The organism is Azospirillum argentinense, assembly GCF_000632475.1.
Lineage (GTDB): Bacteria > Pseudomonadota > Alphaproteobacteria > Azospirillales > Azospirillaceae > Azospirillum > Azospirillum baldaniorum.
The window spans coordinates 418810-437915 of record NZ_CP007794.1 but is presented as its reverse complement, the minus strand read 5'-3'; the positions used below and the strand labels follow the sequence as shown (position 1 = coordinate 437915).

Here is a 19106-nt window from a genome sequence, read left to right as displayed (position 1 = left end):
ATTCGTCAGGCGGCGGGGGTTTCGCGGAGCGCCGCGGTGGCGGCGACGTCAAGCGCGCCGTCGTCGGTCAGCGCCACGCCGTAGGCGCTGCGCGCCGCGTCGCGGCCGAGGTAGCCGAGCCGCACGTCACGGGCCACAGCCTCGGCGTCGCGGCGGCGCGGATCGCCCCAGCCGCCGCCGCCCGGCGTCTCCAGCCGGACGCGCTGGCCATCGCGGATCTTCACGTCGGTGACCTTGGAGGCGAGCGGCGGCGATTTCTCGCCCTCGTCGCTCTGCCAGACGAAGCGGTTCAGCGCCGCGGGCGTGCCGCCGGCCACCCCGAAGGGCGCGAAGACGCCGCGCTCGCCCAGCAGGAAGACGTCGGCGGCGGTCAGCGCCTCGATCTCGTAGACGGCGCCCAACCCGCCGCGGTGCAGGCCGGCCCCGGCGGAATCCGGGCGCAGCGCCCATTGGGTGAACATCACCGGATAGGCCGCCTCGAGGATTTCCACCGGCGGGATGGTGGCGGTGGAGATCGGGTTGTTGGCGTGGTTCAGCCCGTCGCTCTCCGGGTTGCCGCCCAGGCCGCCGCCGAAGAAGGAGAACATCACCCAGCGCGAACCGTCCGGACGGTGGCCGGCCAGCGACAGCGCGTTGATGGTGCCGAAGGGGGCGGCGGTGGCGCGGGCCGGGTCGGCCAGGGCCAGCGCCCCGAAGACCACGCCGATGACGCGCAGGATGGTCTCGGTGTAGCCGCCGACCGGCTTGGGCGGCTTCACCGCCAGCAGCGTCGTCTCGGGGATGACGAAGGTGATCGGGTTGAGGCAGCCGGCGTTGGCCGGCACGTCGGTGAAGACGTGCTTCAGCGCGACGTAGCAGCAGGCGACCGCCGTGGAATAGGCGATGTTGAGCGGCCCGGCGCAGGGGACCGAGGAGCGGGAGAAATCCAGCACCATGCGGTCGCCCGCGATGGTCAGGTCGAGCACGATGCGCAGCCGGTCGGCGGTGATGCCGTCGTTGTCGAGATAATCCTCGAAGCTGTAGGTGCCGTCGGGCAGCTTGGACAGGGCGCTGCGCATCAGCGCCTCGGCCCGCGCGGTGAAGGCGTCGAAGGCGGCGGCGACGGTGTCCTCGCCATGCTCGTCCAGCAGTTCGCTCAGGCGGCGCACGCCAAGGTCGAGCGCGTTGAGCTGCCCGTTCAGGTCGCCGTAGTTGGACACCGGCACGCGGGAGTTGGCGGCGAGGATCGCCAGCAGGTCATGGTTCATCGCCCCGGCCTTGACCAGCTTCACCGGCGGGATGCGCACGCCCTCCTGGAAGCTGTCGGTGGCCCGCGCGTTGAAGTTGCCCGGCACGTTGCCGCCAATGTCGAGCCAATGGCCGACCGACGCCATCCAACAGAACAGCCGGCCCTGGCGGAAGATCGGCCGCACCAGCCGGAAGTCGTTCAGATGGGTGCCGCCGTCATAGGGGTCGTTGAACAGGAAGATGTCGTCGGGGTGCAGGTCGCCCTCCCGCGCCACCTTGTCGATCACCGCCTTCACCGCGAAGGCCATGGCGCCGACGAAGATCGGCAGGCCGTTGGTGCCCTGCACCAGCGTGGCGCCGGTCTCGGCGTGGTAGAGGCCGTGGCAGGCGTCGCGCGCCTCGGCGATGATCGGGTTGAAGGCCGAGCGGTAGAGCGTCGCGTCCATCTCGTCGGCGATCTGCTCCAGCCGGCCCTTGAGGACGGCCAGCGTGACGGGGTCGATGGTGTGGCTTTTGGTGGTCATGCTGCGTCCTCCCGCTTGGCGGAGGTGAAGTCCTTGTAGGTTTCGCCGAGCGCCAGCATCTCCGGCGTGCCGATGAGATCGTTCAGCGCGTTGAAGTCGAACATGCGGTCGCGGAAGGGCTGGGTGGTGCCGTGCCGGGCCAGCGACCCGTAATAGTCCTGCGCCTGCCGGGCCAGCGCCCGCACGATGCCGCCGGGGAAGATCACCAGCCGGTAGCCCAGCTCGCCCAAGTCGGCGGCGGAGCTGATCGGCGTCTGCCCGCCCTCCACCATGTTGGCGAGCAGCGGTCGGATGCCGCCCAAATCGGTGGCGATGGCGGAGAGCTGCTCACGGCTCTTCGGCGCCTCGACGAACAGCACGTCGGCGCCGGCCTCGACGTAGAGCCGGGCGCGGTCGAGCGCCGCCGGGACGCCCTCCACCGCCACCGCGTCGGTGCGGGCGATGATCAACGTGCCTTCGCTGGTACGGGCATCGACCGCCGCCTTGATCTTGCCGGCCATCTCGCCGGCCGGGATCACCGCCTTGTCGGTCAGGTGGCCGCAGCGCTTGGGAAAGCTTTGGTCCTCAAGCTGCAGGGCGCTGGCGCCGGCCCGCTCGAACATGCGCACGGTGCGCTGCACGTTCAGCGCGTTGCCGTAGCCGGTGTCGGCGTCCACCACCAGCGGCGTCGGCACGCGGTCGCGCACCAGCGCGATGGTGTCCGCCACCTCGCTGACCGACACCAGCCCGATGTCGGGCCGGCCGAGCCGGGTGTAGGCGATGGCCGCACCCGACAGGTACAGCGCTTCGAACCCCGCCCCCGCCGCCAGAGAGGCGGTGAAGGCGTCGTAGACGCCGGGAGCCAGGACGACGCGGTCCTCGGCGAGCCGCTGTTTGAAGGTGAGATCGGGTCGGGTCATCTCAGACACTCCCCCCGGCGGCGGCGGGCGCCGACAGAAGCCGGGTCAGGGTTGAAAGGTCGGCCGTGCGGTCGATCGACGCGACGCAGTCGGCAATGGCGGCGGCGTGGGACGCACCCCAGACCGGACCGGCGAGGTCGGCGAATTTGGCGCGCACCTCGTCCGGGCTGTAAGGGTCCTCGGTGTCGCCCTTGTTGGTCAGCGCCTCCGCCTCGAAGCGCCGGCCGTCGGCCAGGGTCAGGCGGACGCGGGCCGGGCGGAGGCCGGGAAGGCGGGCGGTCAGGCCGCGGTCCTCGCGCACGGTCACCCGGCGGGCAAGCTCGCGGGTCGTCACGTCCCGGCGGGCGCCATCGCGGAAGGCGTCGGGGGTGGCGGCGCCGTTGGCGAGGAAGGTCGCCAGGGCGAAGGGCAGCGAGAACTTCGCGGCCAGCATGTTCTTCGGTTCCGCCCCGTCGAGCTGGGCGGCCCACACGTAGGTATCGACCTCGATGGCCGCGACCTCCGCCGGGTCGATCCGCCCGCCGGCCTTCGCCACGATGTCGCCCAGCGCGTCGAGCGCGCCGTGGGTGTAGCGGCAGGCGGCGTGGCGCTTGAAGTAGTTGCGGGCGATCTCCCAGCGTTCGCCCAGTTCCTCGACCATCAGCTCCGGCCGGAAGTCGCTGGCGATGACGCCGCCGAACACGCTGCCGATCCCGTCGGTCTCGCCGATGATGCCGCTCGCCGCCAGATCCCAGGCGGTCAGGCCGAGCTGGTTCGACACCCCGGCGTAAGCGTTGCGCACCGTGCCGCCCTCCAGCATCGTCCGCCGGCTGGTGGCGAGGCCGAGGGTGGAGGCGATGTTGAGCGTCTCGATCATCATCGCCGCGTCGGCGCGGTTCAGATGGGCGACGGCCAGCGCCGCCCCCGCGGTGCCCCAGGTGCCATGGGGATGGGTGGTGACCAGCAGCTTGGCGGCGATGCCGATGCGCGATCCGATCTCGTAGCCGAGCGCCAGCGCGGTCAGCAGGTCGGCGCCGGAGGATTTCAGGCGCGGCCCGGCGGCGAGGAGGGCCGGCACGACGTGGATCGCCGGATGGCCGCGGGCGTACTGGTTGCCCTCGTCCAGCTCCAGCATGGTTCCGGCCAGCCCGTTGAGCAAGGCGGCGGACCCGGCGGCGAAGCCCCGGCCGCTGCCGATGGCCGCGCAGTCGCCGGAACCGCCGGTCTCAGCCATGCGGCCCGCCAGCGCTTGGCATTCCGGCTCCTGCATGCCGGCGGCGATCACGCCGACGCAGTCCAGCAGCACCAGCTTCGCCCGCTCCACCACCGGGGCCGGCAGGTCGGCAAAGGTCAGGCCGGCGGCGAAGGTGCCCCAACGGTCGAGCCAGGACGGCCGGGCGGCGGCGAGCAGCGCGCTCGCCGGCTTCACGTCAAAGGACAGGCTTGTCATGTCACCGCTCCCGAGCGGACGGCCCCTAGAGGCCGAGATAGGTGCGTTTCAATTCGGGGTCGCGCGCGATCTCGTCGGACGGTCCCGACAGCGCGAAGACACCGTTTTCGAGGATGTAGGCCCGGCGGGCGACCTCCAGCGACTGGACGACGTTCTGCTCGACCAGCAGGATCGCCAGCCCGCCCGCGTTCAGTTGGCGGATCAGCCCGAACATCTCCTCGACCACCAGCGGCGATAGGCCGAGCGACGGTTCGTCGAGGATCAGCAGCAGCGGTTCGGCCATCATGCCGCGCCCGATGGCGAGCATCTGCTGTTCGCCGCCCGACAGCGTACCGGCGAGCTGGCTCTCGCGCTCCTTCAGGCGGGGGAAGGTGGTGAAGATGCGCTCCAGGTTCCGCGCCCGGTTCGGCTTGCCGCGCCGATAGCTGCCCAGCTCCAGATTCTCGCGGATCGACAGGTTGGGGAAGATTTTGCGGCCTTCCGGCACCTGGATCAGCCCCTCCTCCACGATGCGCGCGGCGGAGCGGCCGTCGATGCGGTTGCCGGCGAAGCGGATCTCGCCCGCCCAGGGCGGCAGCACACCCGACAGCACCTTGTTCAGCGTCGTCTTGCCGACGCCGTTGGAGCCGAGGACCGTGACGATCTCGCGATCCAGCACGGCCATGTCGATGCCGCGCAGCACCTCGGTGGCGCCGTAGCCGGTCTTCAGCCCCTGGATGCTCAGAAGCGCGTCAGCCATGGGCCGCCCCCTCCGCCGCCAGACGGGCGGCGGCGCCGTGGCCGAGATAGGCCTCGATCACGCGGGGATCGGCGCAGACGACGGCGGGCTTGCCCTCGGCGATCATGCGGCCCTGCGCCAGCACATAGACGCGCTCGCACAGGTTCATCACCGCCTGCATGACGTGTTCGATCATCAGGATCGTCACCCCTTCGTCGCGGATGCCCCGGATCACCGGGATGATGTCGCGGATCTCCGACGGGTTCAGGCCGGCCAGCACCTCGTCCAGCAGCAGCAGCTTCGGCTCGGTGGCGAGCGCACGGGCCAGCTCCAGCCGCTTGCGCCCGGCCACCGTCAGGCCGCCGGCCGGCCGGTCCAGCTCGGCCGCCAGCCCGACGCGGCGGGCCACCTCGCGCGCCTTGCCAATGGCATCGGCGCGTTTGGCGTGGCGCAGATAGGCGCCGACCGCGATGTTCTCGCACACCGTCAACCCGGCGAAGGGCTGGACGATCTGGAAGGTGCGGCCGATGCCGCGCTCGGCGCGGCGGTGCGGCTCCTCGCCGGTGATGTCGGTGCCCTCGAACAGGATCCGCCCGTCGCTGGGTGCAACGAAGCCGGAGATCATCGAGAACAGCGTCGTCTTGCCGGCGCCGTTCGGCCCGATCAAGCCGATGATGCCGCCGGGCTCCAGCGCGAGCGATGCGTTGTCCACCGCCATCAGGCCGCCGAAGCGCTTGGAGACGGACTCAACGGCCAGCATGGGACACCTCCTTGGCGCCGCGCGTCACCAACCCGCGGCCGCGGTCGCGCAGACGCTCCAGCAGGCCCAGGATGCCGCCGCGGGCGAAGGCGACGGCCAGCACCAGAACGCTGCCGAAGACGATCAGATCGATGCCGGGGATGCGGCCGGCGAATTGCTTGGCGAGTTCGCCCAGCCCATGCAGGGTCAGGGCCCCCACCACCGGCCCGAAGACCGTGCCGACGCCGCCGATGATCGGGGCGAGCAGAAGCTCCACCGAGATCCAGCTGCCGTAGGCGATGTGGGCGTCGATGTAGAGGAAATACTGGGCGTAGAGGCAGCCGGACAGCGCCGTCACCGCGCCCGACAGGGCCATGGCGCGCAGCTTCACCTTCAGGGAGTCGACGCCCAGCGCCTTGGCGGCGTCCTCGTTCTCGCGCACCGCGACGAGCTGCGCCCCGAAGCGCGAGCGCTGGATCCAGCGCGTCAGCAGCAGCACCCCGGTGACGAAGGCGAGGACCAGCCAATAGAAGACGGCGCGGTCGGCGAACTGCAGGTTGGCGGGGTGGACGTCCAGCTTGATCAGCAGGCCGGCGGCGCCGCCGGTGAAGGAGGCCGCGTTGGCGAGGATGCGGAACACCTCGGCGAAGGCCAGCGTCACCAACGCGAAGTAGGAGCCGCGCAGGCCGGAGCGGAAGCTGAGGAAGCCGATCACCCAGGCGACCGCCGCCCCCGCCGCCATCGCCAGCAGCAGCCCGGCCCAGGCGTTGACGCCGTAGCGCAGTTGCAGGATCGCCGTCACATAGGCGCCGGTGCCGAAGAAGGCGGCGTGGCCGAAGCTGAACTGGCCGCCGAAGCCGCCCAGGATGTTCCAGCCCTGCGCGCCCAGCGCCACGATCAGCGTGAAGACGAGGAAGTTCATCACCGGGCTGGACGTCACCACCAGCGGCAGCAGCGCGGCGAGGACTGCCAGGACGGCGATCGGGATCAGGTCGCGCGCGGTCATGCCTTGGCTCCGAACAGGCCGGTCGGCCGCACCAGCAGCACGGCGATGAAGATCAGGAAGATGCCGATCTGCCCCAGGCTGTCGCCCAGGAAGAGGCCGCACAGGCTCTCCACCACACCGATGAACAGGCCGCCGAGCAGCGCGCCGGGAAGCGAGCCCATGCCACCCAGCACCACCACCGTGAAGGCGACCAGCACGAAGGCGCTGCCGATGCGCGGGTTGACGTAGAAGGTCGGCATCAGCAGGCCGGCCGCCACGGCGAGGCAGGCGCAGCCCAGCCCGAAGGTGATGGCGTAGACATGCGGCACGTCGATGCCGACCAGATTGGCGCCCAGCTTCTCCTTGGCAACGGCGCGGATCGCCTTGCCGGTGTCGGTGCGGTTCAGCACGAGCCAGAGCAGCCCGGTCACCACCACCGCGACCCCCAGCCCGATCACCCGCGGGTAGGAGAGCAGCAGCGGCCCCAGCGCGACCACCTGGAAGGAATAATCGGTGTCGAGGGTGCGGGTATCCGACTGGAAGACGGCCAGCAGCACATTCTCCAGCACGATCGACAGGCCGAGCGTGACCAGCAGGATATTGCCGTCGTCGCCGTGGCTGGCCGGCCCGATGACGAAGCGTTGCAGCCCGTAACCCAGCACGAACATCAACGGCACCAGCGGCACGATCACCAGATAGGGGTCGAGGCCGAGCCAGGCCCAGGCGACCCAGACCGCAAACATCGCGCAGGTCAGCAGCGCGCCGTGGGCGAAGTTGATGATGTGGAGCACGCCGTAGATCAGCGTCAGGCCGAGGGCGATCAGCGCGTAGACCGCGCCGGTCATCAGCCCGTTCAGCGCCGCTTCCAGGATGATCTGAGGTGAATACATGGCTGCCCGCGCATGAGGGAAATGGTCCCCCGCCCGACCAGGCGGCCGCTGCGCGGCGCCGCGGGACGGATGGGGAAATGCGGGAGGTGCGAAGGCGACGGGACGGATTACGCCGCCGGGTAGTTGGCCTTCGATTCCGCAAAGGTTTCGGGGAAGATTACCTTGATGTCCTCGCCTTGGATCTGCGTGTTGATCGGGGTGGCGCCCTCGTTCTGGCCATTCACGAACTTCGTCGCGCCGTAGGGCATGATGTGGCCGGCGAAGGTCGAACTGTTCAGCGCCTCGATGATCGTCTTGCGGTCGGCGGAGCCGGCGCGCTCGATGGCGTCGGCCAACAGCAGAACGTTCGAATAGTTCAGCGGGACGTTGTAGGCGAAGGACTTGCCCTGCGCCTCCACCGCCTTGCGCAGCGCCAGGGCCTGCGGATTCTTCGGATCATGCCAGTGATTGCAGTCGATGACGTTCTGGGCGGCCTGCGGGAATTCCTTGACGAAGCGCCCATTCGACGCCGCCCCGCCGAGAACCGCATAGACGCCCTTCGGCTTGATGCGCTGCTGCTGCATGGTGCGGGCGAGCAGGACGAACTCTCCGTAATAGTTGGACGGGATGACGAGGTCCGGGTTCAGCGAGCGGATGCGCAGCGCCACGTTGGACATGTCTCGCGCCGGGGTCGGGTGGGCGATGGTCTCCAGGATTTCGAAACCGCGCTTGGGCAACTCGGCCTGCAGCAGCTTGGCGAGACCGGAGCCGAACAGGCCGTCCTCATGCACCAGCACGACGGTCTTCGCCGGCTTGCCGGCCAACTCGTTGATCTTGGTCAGGTTGTCGAGCGCGACCTGCGTGACCTTGCCGAAACCGGGGCTGAAGCGGAAGGTGTTGGTCAGGCCGCGCGCCATGATCTGGTCCGACACGCCGACATCGACGAGATAGGGCAGATCGTAGCGCGCCGCCGCCTGCGAGGCGGCGAGGCAGATCGGGCTGGCGAAGCCGCCGACGATGGCACACACGCCCTCGGCCTGCATGCGTTCGACCTCCTGGGTGCCGGCCTCCGGCGTGGAGCGGGCGTCGCCGAAGACCATCTCGATCTTGGCCCCGCCCAACGCTTTGATGCCGCCCGCCGCGTTGATCTCGTTGATCGCCATCTCGGCGCCGAGCCGGCCGAGGTCGCCGTCATGGGCGAGCGCGCCGGTCACCGGCTGGAGGATGCCGATCTTCACGGCCGGGGTCTGCGCCCGCAGAATCGACGGGGCGCCCACCGTCGCGAAGGCGGCCGCCGCGGCGCCCGCCTTGAGCACCGTGCGGCGGGAAATGCCGGAGAGTGCGGAGTCCTGAACCGAACGTCCCATAACGCTCAACTCCTCTGCTTGATGGCCCGCGAGCCGCGGGTGGGCTTTTCGCCCGCTTTGTTCTTGTCGGTCTTGGCCGTGTCGGATCCGCGCGGCCGGCCCAGGGCTGGGCTCCAACGCCGCTCCCCGTCGTCGCCGATGCGCACCAGATCCATGTGGAAGCTGTAGCGGTCGGGCCGGTACAGCGCGTGCAGATGCTCCACCCCGCGGCCGGACGGGTCGTGCACGATGCGGGTCAGCGTCAGCAGCGGCGAGCCGATCTCCAGATCGAGCGCCGCCGCCGGCTCCGGCCCGGCGAGCGTGGCGTTGATCGCCTGGGTCGCCCGCTCGGTCTTCACGCCCGACCGCTCGATCAGCTCCAGCAGCGGACGCGCCGCCAGCTCCGCCTCCGAATAGGTCAGGCCGAGCCATTCCGGCACATGGGTGGTCAGGTAGGAGAAGGGCTCTCCGTCGATCAGGCGCACGCGCACCGACCGCTGGACCCGCTCGCCCGGCTTCAGGCCCAGGCTTTCGGCGATGGCCTCCGGCGGCGCGACGTAACCGAAGGAGAGCAGCTTCACGTCGGTGCTGCGCCCCATGTCGATCAGATGCGACAGCACGTTGGACAGGTCGGCGACGATGGGGCGGACCGCGCGGCTGTCATGGACGAAGGTTCCGGAGCCGGGCTTGCGCTGCACCAGCCCTTCCTTCTCCAGCAGGTCGAGCGCCCGGCGCACGGTCACCCGCGACACCGCGTGCTCGGCGGCCAACGCCGGTTCGCCCGGCAGGCGCCCGCCCGGCGGCAGGTCGCCGGCGACGATGCGGTCGCGCAGCAGCAGATAGATCCTGCGCGCCTTCAGCGGTTCGACCGACGACTTCACTGTGCCCCGCCTCCCTCTCACTGGAAACCGGCGTCTGTCTCTCCATAAGACAGGAACCTGTATGATTGATAATACAGCTTAGGTCAACAGCGATGTTGGGGAAGCGGACGATCGGCGCCGGGACCCTTGTCGGATTTCGCAGGGACGAAAAGCAAACGGCCCGCCTCGGGGGGAGGCGGGCCGTTCGGTGTCGATCGTTTTCAACGCGTCAGTGACTGATCATCCACGGTCTTGCCGTCGGGAAGCCCTTCGCCCCGTCGGGGGTGCGGAGCACTGAGCGTCCCTTCTTGCCGCCGCCACCGCCGCAACCGCAGCCCGGCCCGTGCTTGTGCGTCGGCCCGACCTCCGACAGCAGCTTGGGCCGGTCGGCGCTGCGCTCGTTGGTGGCGTGCGCCGTCCGGACGGTGGCCGACAGCCCGGAGAAGGCCGGCGCCATGCGGATCACCCGTTGCGACGGTGTTCCGCAATCGGGACAGGGCTGCGGCAGGCCGCTTTCCGCCATCGGCCGCATTCCCGTGAAATCACCGCAGCTCGGGCACTCGTAATCGTACATCGGCATGGCGCGGCCTCCCCTCTCCCGTTACACGCGGTCTTGAGCGATCGGCATGTCGACGTCGCCCTTGATGAACTTCGTCGGCCCGTCGGCGTTCGGGGTGATGTCGAAGTCGAAGATCTGCGTCGGCAGGAACAGGGTGGCGCAGGCGTTCGGCACGTCGACCACGCCGCTGATGTGGCCCTGCACCGGTGCGGTGCCGAGGATCGAGTAGGCCTGGGCGCCGGAGTAGCCGAACTTCTTCAGATACTCGATGGCGTTGAGGCACGCCTGCCGGTAGGCGACATGGACGTCCAGGTAGTGCTGCTCGCCCGCCTCGTCGACCGAGATGCCCTCGAAGATCAGGTAGTCGTTGTAGGTCGGGACGATCGGGCTCGGCTTGAAGATCGGGTTCTTGATCCCGTACTTCGCCATGCCGTCCTTGATCAGGTTGACCTTGAGATGCGCCCAGCCGGCCATCTCGATGGCGCCGCAGAAGGTGATCTCGCCGTCGCCCTGGCTGAAATGCAGGTCGCCCATCGACAGGCCGGCGCCCTTCACATAGACCGGGAAGTAGATGCGCGAGCCGCGCGACAGGTCCTTGATGTCGCAGTTCCCGCCATGCTCGCGCGGCGGCACGGTGCGGGCGCCCTCCGCCGCCGCCTTGTCGCGGGCCTCGCCCTTCAGCCGGCCCATGTGCGCGGTCGGCGCGTGGGGCGGGTTGGCGAGGCCGGGGACGCGGGTCGGGTTGGTGTCGATCAGCGCCTGCTCGCGCTTGTTCCACTTGGCCAGCAGGTCGTGCGACGGCAGGCAGCCGATCAGGCCGGGATGGATCAGCCCGGCGAAGCGCACGCCGGGGATGTGGCGCGACTTGGTGAACATGCCCTCGAAGTCCCAGATCGACTTCTGGGCCAGCGGGAAATGCTCGGTCAGGAAGCCGCCGCCGTTCTGCTTGGAGAAGAAGCCGTTGAAGCCCCACTGCTGCTGCGGGAAGGCGCCGATGTCCAGCAGGTCGACGACCAGCAGGTCGCCCGGCTCCGCCCCCTCGACCCCGACCGGGCCGGACAGGAAATGCACCTGGCTGAGGTCGACGTCGCGCACGTCGGCGGCATCGTCGTCGTTTTTGATCTGGCCGCCGGTCCAGTCGTAGCATTCCAGGATGAAGTCGTCGCCCGGCTTCACCGTCACCGCCATCGGGATGTCCGGATGCCAGCGGTTGTGGATCATGTCGTTCTCGTAGGGAGACTGCGACAGGTCGGCCTTGATCAGGGTGTCAGCCATGGTTTGCTCTTCCTTATTGGTGGACTGATGGGGTGGCGAAGGAGTGGAGGGGGCCTCAGGCCGCCAGTTCCCGGAAGCCGTCCGGGAAGGGGTTGGGCTCGATCAGGTCCCGGGTCTCGAAGACCACGTCGAACTGGCCGTCGCGCCGGGCGCGGCCGATGCGGGTCCGGGTCCACAGGTGATGGTTCTCGTGGATGCGCAGCGGCCCGGCCGGCGCCCCGGCGAACTCGATGCCGGGCGAGGCGGCGATGACGCGCGCCACGTCGAAGCTGCCGGCCTTCTCGACCGCCAGCTTCCACAGCCAGGGGCCGAGATAGGCGTTGTGGGTGACGTCGCCGATGACGCTGTCCGCCCCCCACATCGCCTTGAAGGCGGCGACGAAGGCGCGGTTGGCCGGCAGTTCCAGGCTCTGGAAATACTTGGCGCAGGTGAAGGCGCCGGCGATGTGGTCGCCGCCGATGCCCATCATCTCGTCCTCGGTGACGCTGTTGGTCATCAGGATCTGGCGGTCCAGCTCGATCCCGGCGGCCTTGAGCTGCTTGTAGAAGGCGACGTTCGAGCCGCCGACGACGATGGCGTAGACGACGTCGGGCTTGGCCGCCCTGATCCGCGCGACGATGCTCTCGAAACGGGTGTCGCCGAGTTCGGCGTAGTCCTCGCCGACGACGCGGCAGCCCTTGGCCTCGATGTGGCGCCGCGCGATGGCGTTCGACGCGCGCGGCCAGATGTAGTCCGACCCGACAAGGAAGAAGCTCTTCGCCCCCTTCTCGCGCATCACCCAGTCCAGCCCGGCGAGGATCTGCTGGGTCGCCTCCTGCCCGGTGTAGATGACGTGGCGGGACTGCTCCAGCCCCTCGTAGAAGGTCGGGTAGTAGAGCAGGCCGCCGCGCTTCTCCAGGACCGGCAGCACCTCCTTGCGCGAGGCCGAGGTCCAGCAGCCGAAGATCGCCGCCACCTTGTCCTGCCCCAGCAGCTTGTCGGCGCGGTTGGCGAAGGTCGGCCAGTCGCTGGAGCCGTCCTCCTGCACGATCTCGATGCGGCGGCCCAGCACGCCGCCGGCCTCGTTGATCTGCTGGATCGCCAGCATCTCCGCCTGGATCGACCCGCCCTCGCTCAGCGCCATGGTGCCGGTGGCGGAATGGAGGATGCCGACCTTCACCGCCTCGTCGGTGACGGCGATGCCGCTCTTGTTCACCGCCGCGGTCGCCGGGGCGCCCGGCGCCAAGCCCTGGACGCGCCGCGCCGTGCCCGCCGCCATCATGCGCCCAGCGACCGAGGCGCGGCGGCGCAGCGCCGATTGCAGGCTGACCTCCGCCAGGAAGTTGTTGACCTCGCGGCTCAGCTCGTCGGCGTGGCCGGCGACCTGCGAGGCGGCGCCGAGCACCTGCCCGGCCGCCATGCCAGTGTCGGACGCGGCGTCCGATACGCCGACGATGTTGGAGGCCACGCTCTCGGTGCCGCGTGCCGCCTCTTGCACGTTGCGGGCGATCTCGCGGGTGGCCGCCCCCTGCTGCTCGACGGCGGCGGCGATGGCCGAGGCGATCTCGTTGATCTCGGCGATGGTGCCGGCAATGGCGCGGATGGCCTCCACCGCCTCCGCCGTCGCCGACTGGATGGCGCCGACCTGGGTGGCGATGTCCTCGGTCGCCTTGGCCGTCTGGTTGGCCAGCGTCTTGACCTCGCTGGCGACGACGGCAAAGCCTTTGCCGGCCTCCCCCGCCCGCGCCGCCTCGATGGTCGCGTTCAGCGCCAGCAGGTTGGTCTGCCCGGCGATGCCCTGGATCAGCCCGATCACCTGCCCGATGCGCGCGGCGCTGTCGGCGAGGCTCTGCACCACGGCGTCGGTGCGGCGGGTGTCGGCCACCGCCTTGCCGGCGATGGCCGCCGACGAGGCGACCTGCCGGCCGATCTCCTGGATCGAGGCCGACAGCTCCTCGGTCGCCGTCGCCACGGTCTGCACGTTCATCGACGCCTGGGCCGAGGACTCCGACATCGCCGCGGACAGCCGGTTGCTGCGCTCGGCGGTGCCGCTCATCGCGGTGGCGGTGTCGGTCATCTCGCCGGCCGCCGAGGAGACGGTTTGCACCAGCCGGCCGACCTTGCCTTCGAAGTCGCGGGTCAGCGCCTCCAGCCGGGCCGCGCGCTCCTCCGTCGCCTTGCGCTCGGCCTCGCGCTGCGCCTCGTGGGCGGCGCGGGCCTCGGCGGCGGCGGCGATGCGGTCGAGGGCGGCGGCGAGGTCGCGTTGCGGGTCGTTTCCCGCGCCCGCCGCATCACCGGCCAGCGCGGCGGCCCGCTCGCCGAGCCGGAGAAGACGAGGCCGGCGGTTGGCACGGCGGGCGACCCAGCCAGCGGCGTCGCCACGGCGGTCAACAGGGCGACCACGGCGCAGGCAGTGGACGCGGACTTGGCGGATGTCATGGCGCATCCTTCTGTGGTGGGAGGTAGGGTGCGGGCAGTGGGTGCCCCCACCCCGACCCTCCCCCGCTCACGCAAGGGGAGGGAGAACCAAGTCCCCTCCCCTGCGAAGCGGGGGAGGGTTAGGGAGGGGGCAATCCCCGGCCGCGCCCTAAACCGACAGCAGCCGCGCGACCTTCGCCTCGTCGACCTGATCGCGGCTGTCCTCATGGACGATCTCGCCGTTCTCGATCACCAGCACGCGGTCGGCGATGTCGAGCGCGAAGCTCAGCACCTGCTCCGACACGATGATGCTGAGGCCCTTCTCGTCGCGGATGCGGCGCAGGGTGCGGGCCATCTCGCGGATGATCGACGGCTGGATGCCCTCCGTCGGCTCGTCCAGCAGCAGCACCTTCGGCTTGGTGGCGAGCGCGCGGGCGATGGCCAACTGCTGCTGCTGCCCGCCCGACAGGTTGCCGCCGCGCCGGCCCTTCATCTCCAACAGCACCGGGAACAGCTCGTAGAGGTCGCCCGGCACGCTGCGCCCGCCATGGACGCTGAGCCCCGTCTCGATGTTCTCCTGAACCGTCATGGTCGGGAAGATCATGCGGCCCTGCGGGACATAGGCCACGCCCTTCGCCACCCGCTCGTAGCTCTTCAGCCCGGTGATCTCGTCGCCGCCGATGCGGATGGCGCCGGAGCGCGTCGGCACGATCCCCATCAGCGACTTCATCAGCGTCGTCTTGCCCATGCCGTTGCGGCCCATGATGGCGACGATCTCGTTGGGCGCCACGGTGAAGTCCAGACCGTGCAGGACCTCGCTCTCGCCGTAGGACACGCGGAGTTGATTGACGGACAGCATCTCTTGATCCCCCGCTGAATGGCCTGGATAGACTCAATGGCCCAGATAGACTTCGACGACCTTGGGATCGTTCTTCACCCGCTCCATGCTGCCCTCCGACAGGATCTTGCCCTGGTGCAGGACGGTGACGCGGTGGGCGATGTCCTCGACGAACTTCATGTCGTGCTCGATCACCAGCACCGAGCGGTTCTGGATGATGCGGTTCAGCAGCTCGGCGGTCTTCTTGCGCTCGTTCACGCTCATGCCGGCGACCGGCTCGTCGAGCATCAGCAGCTCGGGGTCCTGGATCAGCAGCATGCCGATCTCCAGCCATTGCTTCTGGCCGTGGCTGAGATACTCGGCGCGCTGGTCGAGATGGTCGGAGAGGAAGATCATCTCGGCGATCTCGGCCACCCGCTCGCGCACCGCGGCGTCCCGTTTGAAGGCGAGCGCGCCGAACACGCTGCGCCCGCGGGGGTAGGAGATTTCCAGATTCTCGAACACCGTCAGGTCGTCGTAGATCGACGGGTTCTGGAACTTGCGCCCGACGCCGGCCTTGACGATCTGGTGCTCCTTCATCGCCGTCAGCTCCTTATTGCGGAACTTGATGGAGCCGCCGGACGCCTTGGTCCGCCCGCAGATGAGGTCGAGCACCGTGGTCTTGCCCGCGCCGTTGGGGCCGATGATGACGTGGATCTCGTTGCTGTCGACGTAGAAGGACAGGTCGTTGACCGCCTTGAACCCATCGAAGGACACGGTCAGCCCTTCGACCGCCAGCAGGTAATCGGTGTTGTTGGCCATGGTCTCCGTCCCTCCTCAGTCGGCGGCGGTGTGGGGCGGGATGATCGGCGCCGCGGCGGCTGGGATCTTGGCGCGGCCAACGGTCGGGCGGCGCAGCCGCGGGGCGATGTACTGCTGGTAGAGACCGGCCAGCCCGTTGGGGAACACCATCACGACGCCGATGAACAGGGCGCCCATGGCGAACAGCCACAGCTCCGGGAAGCTCTCCGACAGCATCGTCTTGGCCCAGTTGACCAGCAGCGTGCCGTAGACCGCGCCCAGCAGCGACAGCCGGCCGCCGACCGCGCAGTAGATGACCATCTCGATCGACGGCACGATGCCGACGAAGGACGGCGACATGAAGCCGACCTGCAGCGTGAACATCGCGCCGCCCACCGCCGACAGCGCCGCGGCGAAGCAGAAGACGAAGATCTTGAAGTTGGCGACGTCGTAGCCGGAGAAGCGGACCCGGTCCTCCTTGTCGCGCAGCGCCACCAGGATGCGCCCGAGCTTGGAGCGGCGGACGTAGAGGCAGAGCAGGATGCAGCCGATCAGCAGCGCCGCGTTGACGAAGTAGAGAACCAGCTTCGCCTCGTCGGTGCGGATGTCCCAGCCCTTCAGCGTGCGCAGGTCGGTGATGCCGTTGATGCCGCCGGTGTAGCCCTGCTGGCCGACGATCAGGATGGTCAGGATGGCGGCAAAGGCCTGGGTGATGATGGCGAAATAGACGCCGCCGACCCGCCGCTTGAACATCGCCAGCCCGACGATGAAGGCGAGCAACGCCGGAACCGCCACCACCGCGACGATGGAGAAGGTCAGGCTGTGGAACGGCTCCCAGAACCAGGGCAGCGCCGTCAGCTGGTTCCAGTCCATGAAATCGGGGATGCCGGGAGTGGACTGGATCTTCGTCGCCTCGGGGCTGGAGGCCTCCAGCTTCAGGAACATCGCCATGCAGTAGCCGCCGATGCCGAAGAAGATGCCCTGCCCCAGCGACAGGATGCCGGCGCTGCCCCAGCACAGCACGAGGCCAAGCGCCACAAAGGCGTAGGTCAGGTACTTGCCGACCATGTTCAGCCGGAAGATGTCGAGCCCCAGCGGCAGGACGATCACCAGCAGGGCGGCCAGCAGCAGGATGCCGGCGACGTCGCCGTCGATGCGCCCGAGAAGGCCGTTTTGAGGGTTGCGCGTCATGGTGAAGGACTCCTCAGCGGCGGACTTTGAGGACGAACAGGCCCTGCGGGCGCAGCATCAGGATCACGACGACGGTCAGCAGCGTCAGCACCTTGGCGGTCGAGCCGCTGAGGAAGAACTCCATCGTCGACTGGGCCTGGCTGATGGTGAAGGCCGACGCGATGGTGCCGATCAGGCTCTGGGCGCCGCCGAACACCACCACCAGGAAGGTGTCGACGATGTAGAGCTGGCCCGAGGTCGGGCCGGTCGAGCCGACCATGGTGAAGGCGCTGCCCGCCACCCCGGCGATGCCGCAGCCGAGCCCGAAGGTGTAGCGGTCGACCTTCTCGGTGTTGATGCCGACGGCGCCGGCCATCACCCGGTTCTGCATCACCGCCCGCACGCCCTGGCCCCAGCGCGAGCGGAACATCACCGCGTAGATGACGACGGTGATGGCCATGGTCAGGGCCATGACGAACAGGCCGTTGATCGGCACCTCGATGGTGTCGGTGACGGCGACCGAGCCCATCAGCCAGTCCGGCAGGACCACGCCGACCTCGCGCGCGCCGAAGACCGAGCGGAAGACCTGCTGAAGGATCAGGCTCAGCCCCCAGGTCGCCAGCAGCGTGTCGAGCGGTCGGCGGTAGAGGAAGCGGATCATCCCCCACTCCACCAGCATCCCCAGCGCCCCGCTGGCGAAGAAGGCCAGGATCATGGCGATGAAGAAATAGGCCGGGAACAGCGCCGGCACGGTGCTGGAGATGAAGTTGGAGCAGAGATAGGTCATGTAGGCGCCGAGGATCATGAACTCCCCGTGCGCCATGTTGATGACGCCCATCTGCCCGAAGATGATGGCGAGGCCCAGCGCCATCAGCACGAAAACGGAAAAGAGAATGAGCCCCGCGAATCCCTGCATGGCAAAGATCGACCCGAGCTCGGCCAGGCTGTAGCCCTCGAACATGATGGGAACTCCCGTGCGGTGATGCGGCGGAGTGCGGAGGCGGTTGCCCCCTCCCCGACCCTCCCCCTCTTCGAGGGAGAGGGGGCCAACTGCGAAGTGGCAGCCGTCCCCTCTCCCGCGGCAGCGGGGGAGGGTTAGGGAGGGGGCAACCGAAGCCGACGCCCCGCCCCTTACTGGTAGCCCTTCGGGAACGGGTTCGGCTCGATGAGGTCCGCCGTCTCGTAGACGACGTCGAACTGGCCGTCCGGACGGGCGCGGCCGACGCGGGTCTTGCTCCACAGGTGATGGTTCCCGTGGACGCGGACATAGCCTTCCGGCGCGCCGCTGAACTCGATGCCCTCCGACGCGACGGCGATCTTGTCGATGTCGAAGCTCTGGGCCTTCTCCACCGTCAGCTTCCACAGCCAGGGGCCGAGGTAGCCGGCCTGGGTCACGTCGCCGATGACGCTGTTGGCGCCCCACATCTTCTTGAAGGCGGCGACGAACTTCTCGTTGTTTGGATTTTGCAGCGACTGGAAGTACTTCATGCAGGCGTAGGCGCCGGCGATGTTCTCGCCGCCGATGCCGAGCATCTCGTCCTCGGTCACAGAGATGGTCATCAGCACCTGCTTGTTCAGGTCGATGCCCGCCGCCTTCATCTGCTTGTAGAAGGCGACGTTCGAGCCGCCGACCACCGAGGCGTAGATGACGTCCGGCTTGGTCAGCTTGATCTTGTTGATGACCGAGTTGAACTGGGTGTGGCCGAGCGGGAAATACTCCTCGCCCACCACCTTCTGGCCCTTCATCTCGATGTGCTTGCGGGCGATCTTGTTGGAGGTGCGCGGCCAGATGTAGTCGGAGCCGATCAGGAAGAAGCTCTTGGCGCCCTTCTCCTTGGTCACCCAGTCCAGCCCGGCGAGGATCTGCTGCGTCGCCTCCTGCCCGGTGTAGATGACGTTCTTCGACTGCTCCAGCCCTTCGTAGAAGGTCGGGTAGTAGAGCATGCCGTTGTACTGCTCGAACACCGGCAGCACCGCCTTGCGCGAGGCCGAGGTCCAGCAGCCGAACACCGCCGCCACCTTGTCCTCGACCAGCAGCTTGCGCGCCTTCTCGGCGAAGGTCGGCCAGTCGCTGGCGCCGTCCTCCTGGATCACCTCGATCTTGCGGCCCAGCACGCCGCCCATCTCGTTGATCTGGGCGATGGCCAGTTTTTCGGCCTGCACCGAACCGGTCTCCGAGATCGCCATGGTGCCGGTGGTGGAATGCAGGATGCCGACCTTCACCGTGCTGTCGGTGACCGCCAGCTTCGTCGTGTTGACGGCGTCGGTCGGCAGGGCCTGGGCCAGCGCGCCGCGCGGCAGCAGCCCGACCGCCGGCAGCGCCGCCATGCCGAGGAGGAGCTTGCGGCGGAGCGGCGACGGCAGCCCGCCAACGGGCTTGCCCGCATCGATCTTATCCGAGGACATGAAACCTCCTGATGTTCGCCGTTGTCGCCTTGCAACGACGGCGCGCAACCGGGTGCGGCCGTCGAACAGGCGGAGTTTTTTTGGG

General features: G+C 68.8%; 17 protein-coding genes and 1 pseudogene. All 18 read right to left on the bottom strand.

Annotated elements, in window-relative coordinates; translation table 11 throughout:
* Window positions 1-5: 5 nt before the first annotated feature.
* The 18 genes and pseudogenes from ABAZ39_RS16155 to urtA (ABAZ39_RS16075) all read right to left on the bottom strand — a co-directional run bounded on the left by ABAZ39_RS16155 (window position 6) and on the right by urtA (ABAZ39_RS16075) (window position 19021).
* Window positions 6-1751: a hydantoinase B/oxoprolinase family protein gene (locus ABAZ39_RS16155; protein ID WP_040133987.1), complete on the bottom strand. Its 1746-nt coding sequence runs from the start codon at window positions 1749-1751 to the stop codon at window positions 6-8.
* Complete coding sequence (locus ABAZ39_RS16150; RefSeq protein WP_040133986.1) at window positions 1748-2650, bottom strand: isocitrate lyase/PEP mutase family protein; 903 nt, start codon at window positions 2648-2650, stop codon at window positions 1748-1750. Before ABAZ39_RS16150 ends, ABAZ39_RS16155 begins: the two co-directional genes overlap by 4 nt.
* Window position 2651: 1 nt before the next feature.
* Entirely contained in the window at window positions 2652-4079 is a 1428-nt protein-coding gene (locus ABAZ39_RS16145) for an MmgE/PrpD family protein (protein WP_040133985.1), read from the bottom strand.
* A gap of 25 nt (window positions 4080-4104) precedes the next feature.
* A complete protein-coding gene (locus ABAZ39_RS16140; RefSeq protein ID WP_040133984.1) occupies window positions 4105-4818 on the bottom strand; it encodes an ABC transporter ATP-binding protein in 714 nt (237 codons plus the stop codon).
* On the bottom strand, window positions 4811-5557 hold the full coding sequence (locus ABAZ39_RS16135) for an ABC transporter ATP-binding protein (protein WP_040133983.1): 747 nt from the start codon (window positions 5555-5557) through the stop codon (window positions 4811-4813). The genes ABAZ39_RS16140 and ABAZ39_RS16135 overlap by 8 nt, the downstream gene beginning before the upstream one ends.
* Window positions 5544-6542 carry a branched-chain amino acid ABC transporter permease gene (locus ABAZ39_RS16130; RefSeq protein ID WP_040133982.1) on the bottom strand — a complete coding sequence of 333 codons (999 nt, stop codon included), beginning with the start codon at window positions 6540-6542 and terminating at the stop codon, window positions 5544-5546. Before ABAZ39_RS16130 ends, ABAZ39_RS16135 begins: the two co-directional genes overlap by 14 nt.
* Window positions 6539-7411 (bottom strand): branched-chain amino acid ABC transporter permease, encoded by an 873-nt coding sequence (locus tag ABAZ39_RS16125; RefSeq protein ID WP_014197324.1) that lies wholly within the window; start codon window positions 7409-7411, stop codon window positions 6539-6541. The genes ABAZ39_RS16130 and ABAZ39_RS16125 overlap by 4 nt, the downstream gene beginning before the upstream one ends.
* Before the next feature lie 107 nt (window positions 7412-7518).
* Window positions 7519-8757, bottom strand: coding sequence for an ABC transporter substrate-binding protein (locus ABAZ39_RS16120; protein WP_051658178.1), 1239 nt, complete (start codon window positions 8755-8757; stop codon window positions 7519-7521).
* A 5-nt stretch (window positions 8758-8762) separates the two neighbouring features.
* Window positions 8763-9617, bottom strand: coding sequence for a GntR family transcriptional regulator (locus tag ABAZ39_RS16115; RefSeq protein WP_040133981.1), 855 nt, complete (start codon window positions 9615-9617; stop codon window positions 8763-8765).
* Between the two features lie 208 nt (window positions 9618-9825).
* Window positions 9826-10176 carry an FmdB family zinc ribbon protein gene (locus ABAZ39_RS16110; protein WP_040133980.1) on the bottom strand — a complete coding sequence of 117 codons (351 nt, stop codon included), beginning with the start codon at window positions 10174-10176 and terminating at the stop codon, window positions 9826-9828.
* Window positions 10177-10197: 21 nt separating this feature from the next.
* Complete coding sequence (gene fmdA, locus ABAZ39_RS16105) at window positions 10198-11430, bottom strand: formamidase (RefSeq protein ID WP_040133979.1); 1233 nt, start codon at window positions 11428-11430, stop codon at window positions 10198-10200.
* Between the two features lie 55 nt (window positions 11431-11485).
* Window positions 11486-12691, bottom strand: coding sequence for an urea ABC transporter substrate-binding protein (urtA, locus tag ABAZ39_RS36960; protein WP_247881724.1), 1206 nt, complete (start codon window positions 12689-12691; stop codon window positions 11486-11488).
* Window positions 12692-12853: 162 nt separating this feature from the next.
* Window positions 12854-13396, bottom strand: a pseudogene (locus ABAZ39_RS36955) (methyl-accepting chemotaxis protein); the annotation flags it as partial.
* A 600-nt stretch (window positions 13397-13996) separates the two neighbouring features.
* Window positions 13997-14686, bottom strand: a complete 690-nt coding sequence (urtE, locus tag ABAZ39_RS16095; RefSeq protein WP_040133978.1) for an urea ABC transporter ATP-binding subunit UrtE — start codon at window positions 14684-14686, stop codon at window positions 13997-13999.
* A gap of 33 nt (window positions 14687-14719) precedes the next feature.
* Entirely contained in the window at window positions 14720-15466 is a 747-nt protein-coding gene (gene urtD / locus ABAZ39_RS16090; RefSeq protein WP_040133977.1) for an urea ABC transporter ATP-binding protein UrtD, read from the bottom strand.
* Between the two features lie 15 nt (window positions 15467-15481).
* Entirely contained in the window at window positions 15482-16636 is a 1155-nt protein-coding gene (gene urtC, locus ABAZ39_RS16085; RefSeq protein ID WP_040133976.1) for an urea ABC transporter permease subunit UrtC, read from the bottom strand.
* Window positions 16637-16649: 13 nt separating this feature from the next.
* Window positions 16650-17576 (bottom strand): urea ABC transporter permease subunit UrtB, encoded by a 927-nt coding sequence (gene urtB, locus ABAZ39_RS16080; protein WP_040133975.1) that lies wholly within the window; start codon window positions 17574-17576, stop codon window positions 16650-16652.
* A 170-nt stretch (window positions 17577-17746) separates the two neighbouring features.
* Window positions 17747-19021, bottom strand: a complete 1275-nt coding sequence (gene urtA / locus ABAZ39_RS16075) for an urea ABC transporter substrate-binding protein (RefSeq protein ID WP_040133974.1) — start codon at window positions 19019-19021, stop codon at window positions 17747-17749.
* Window positions 19022-19106 lie beyond the last annotated feature (85 nt).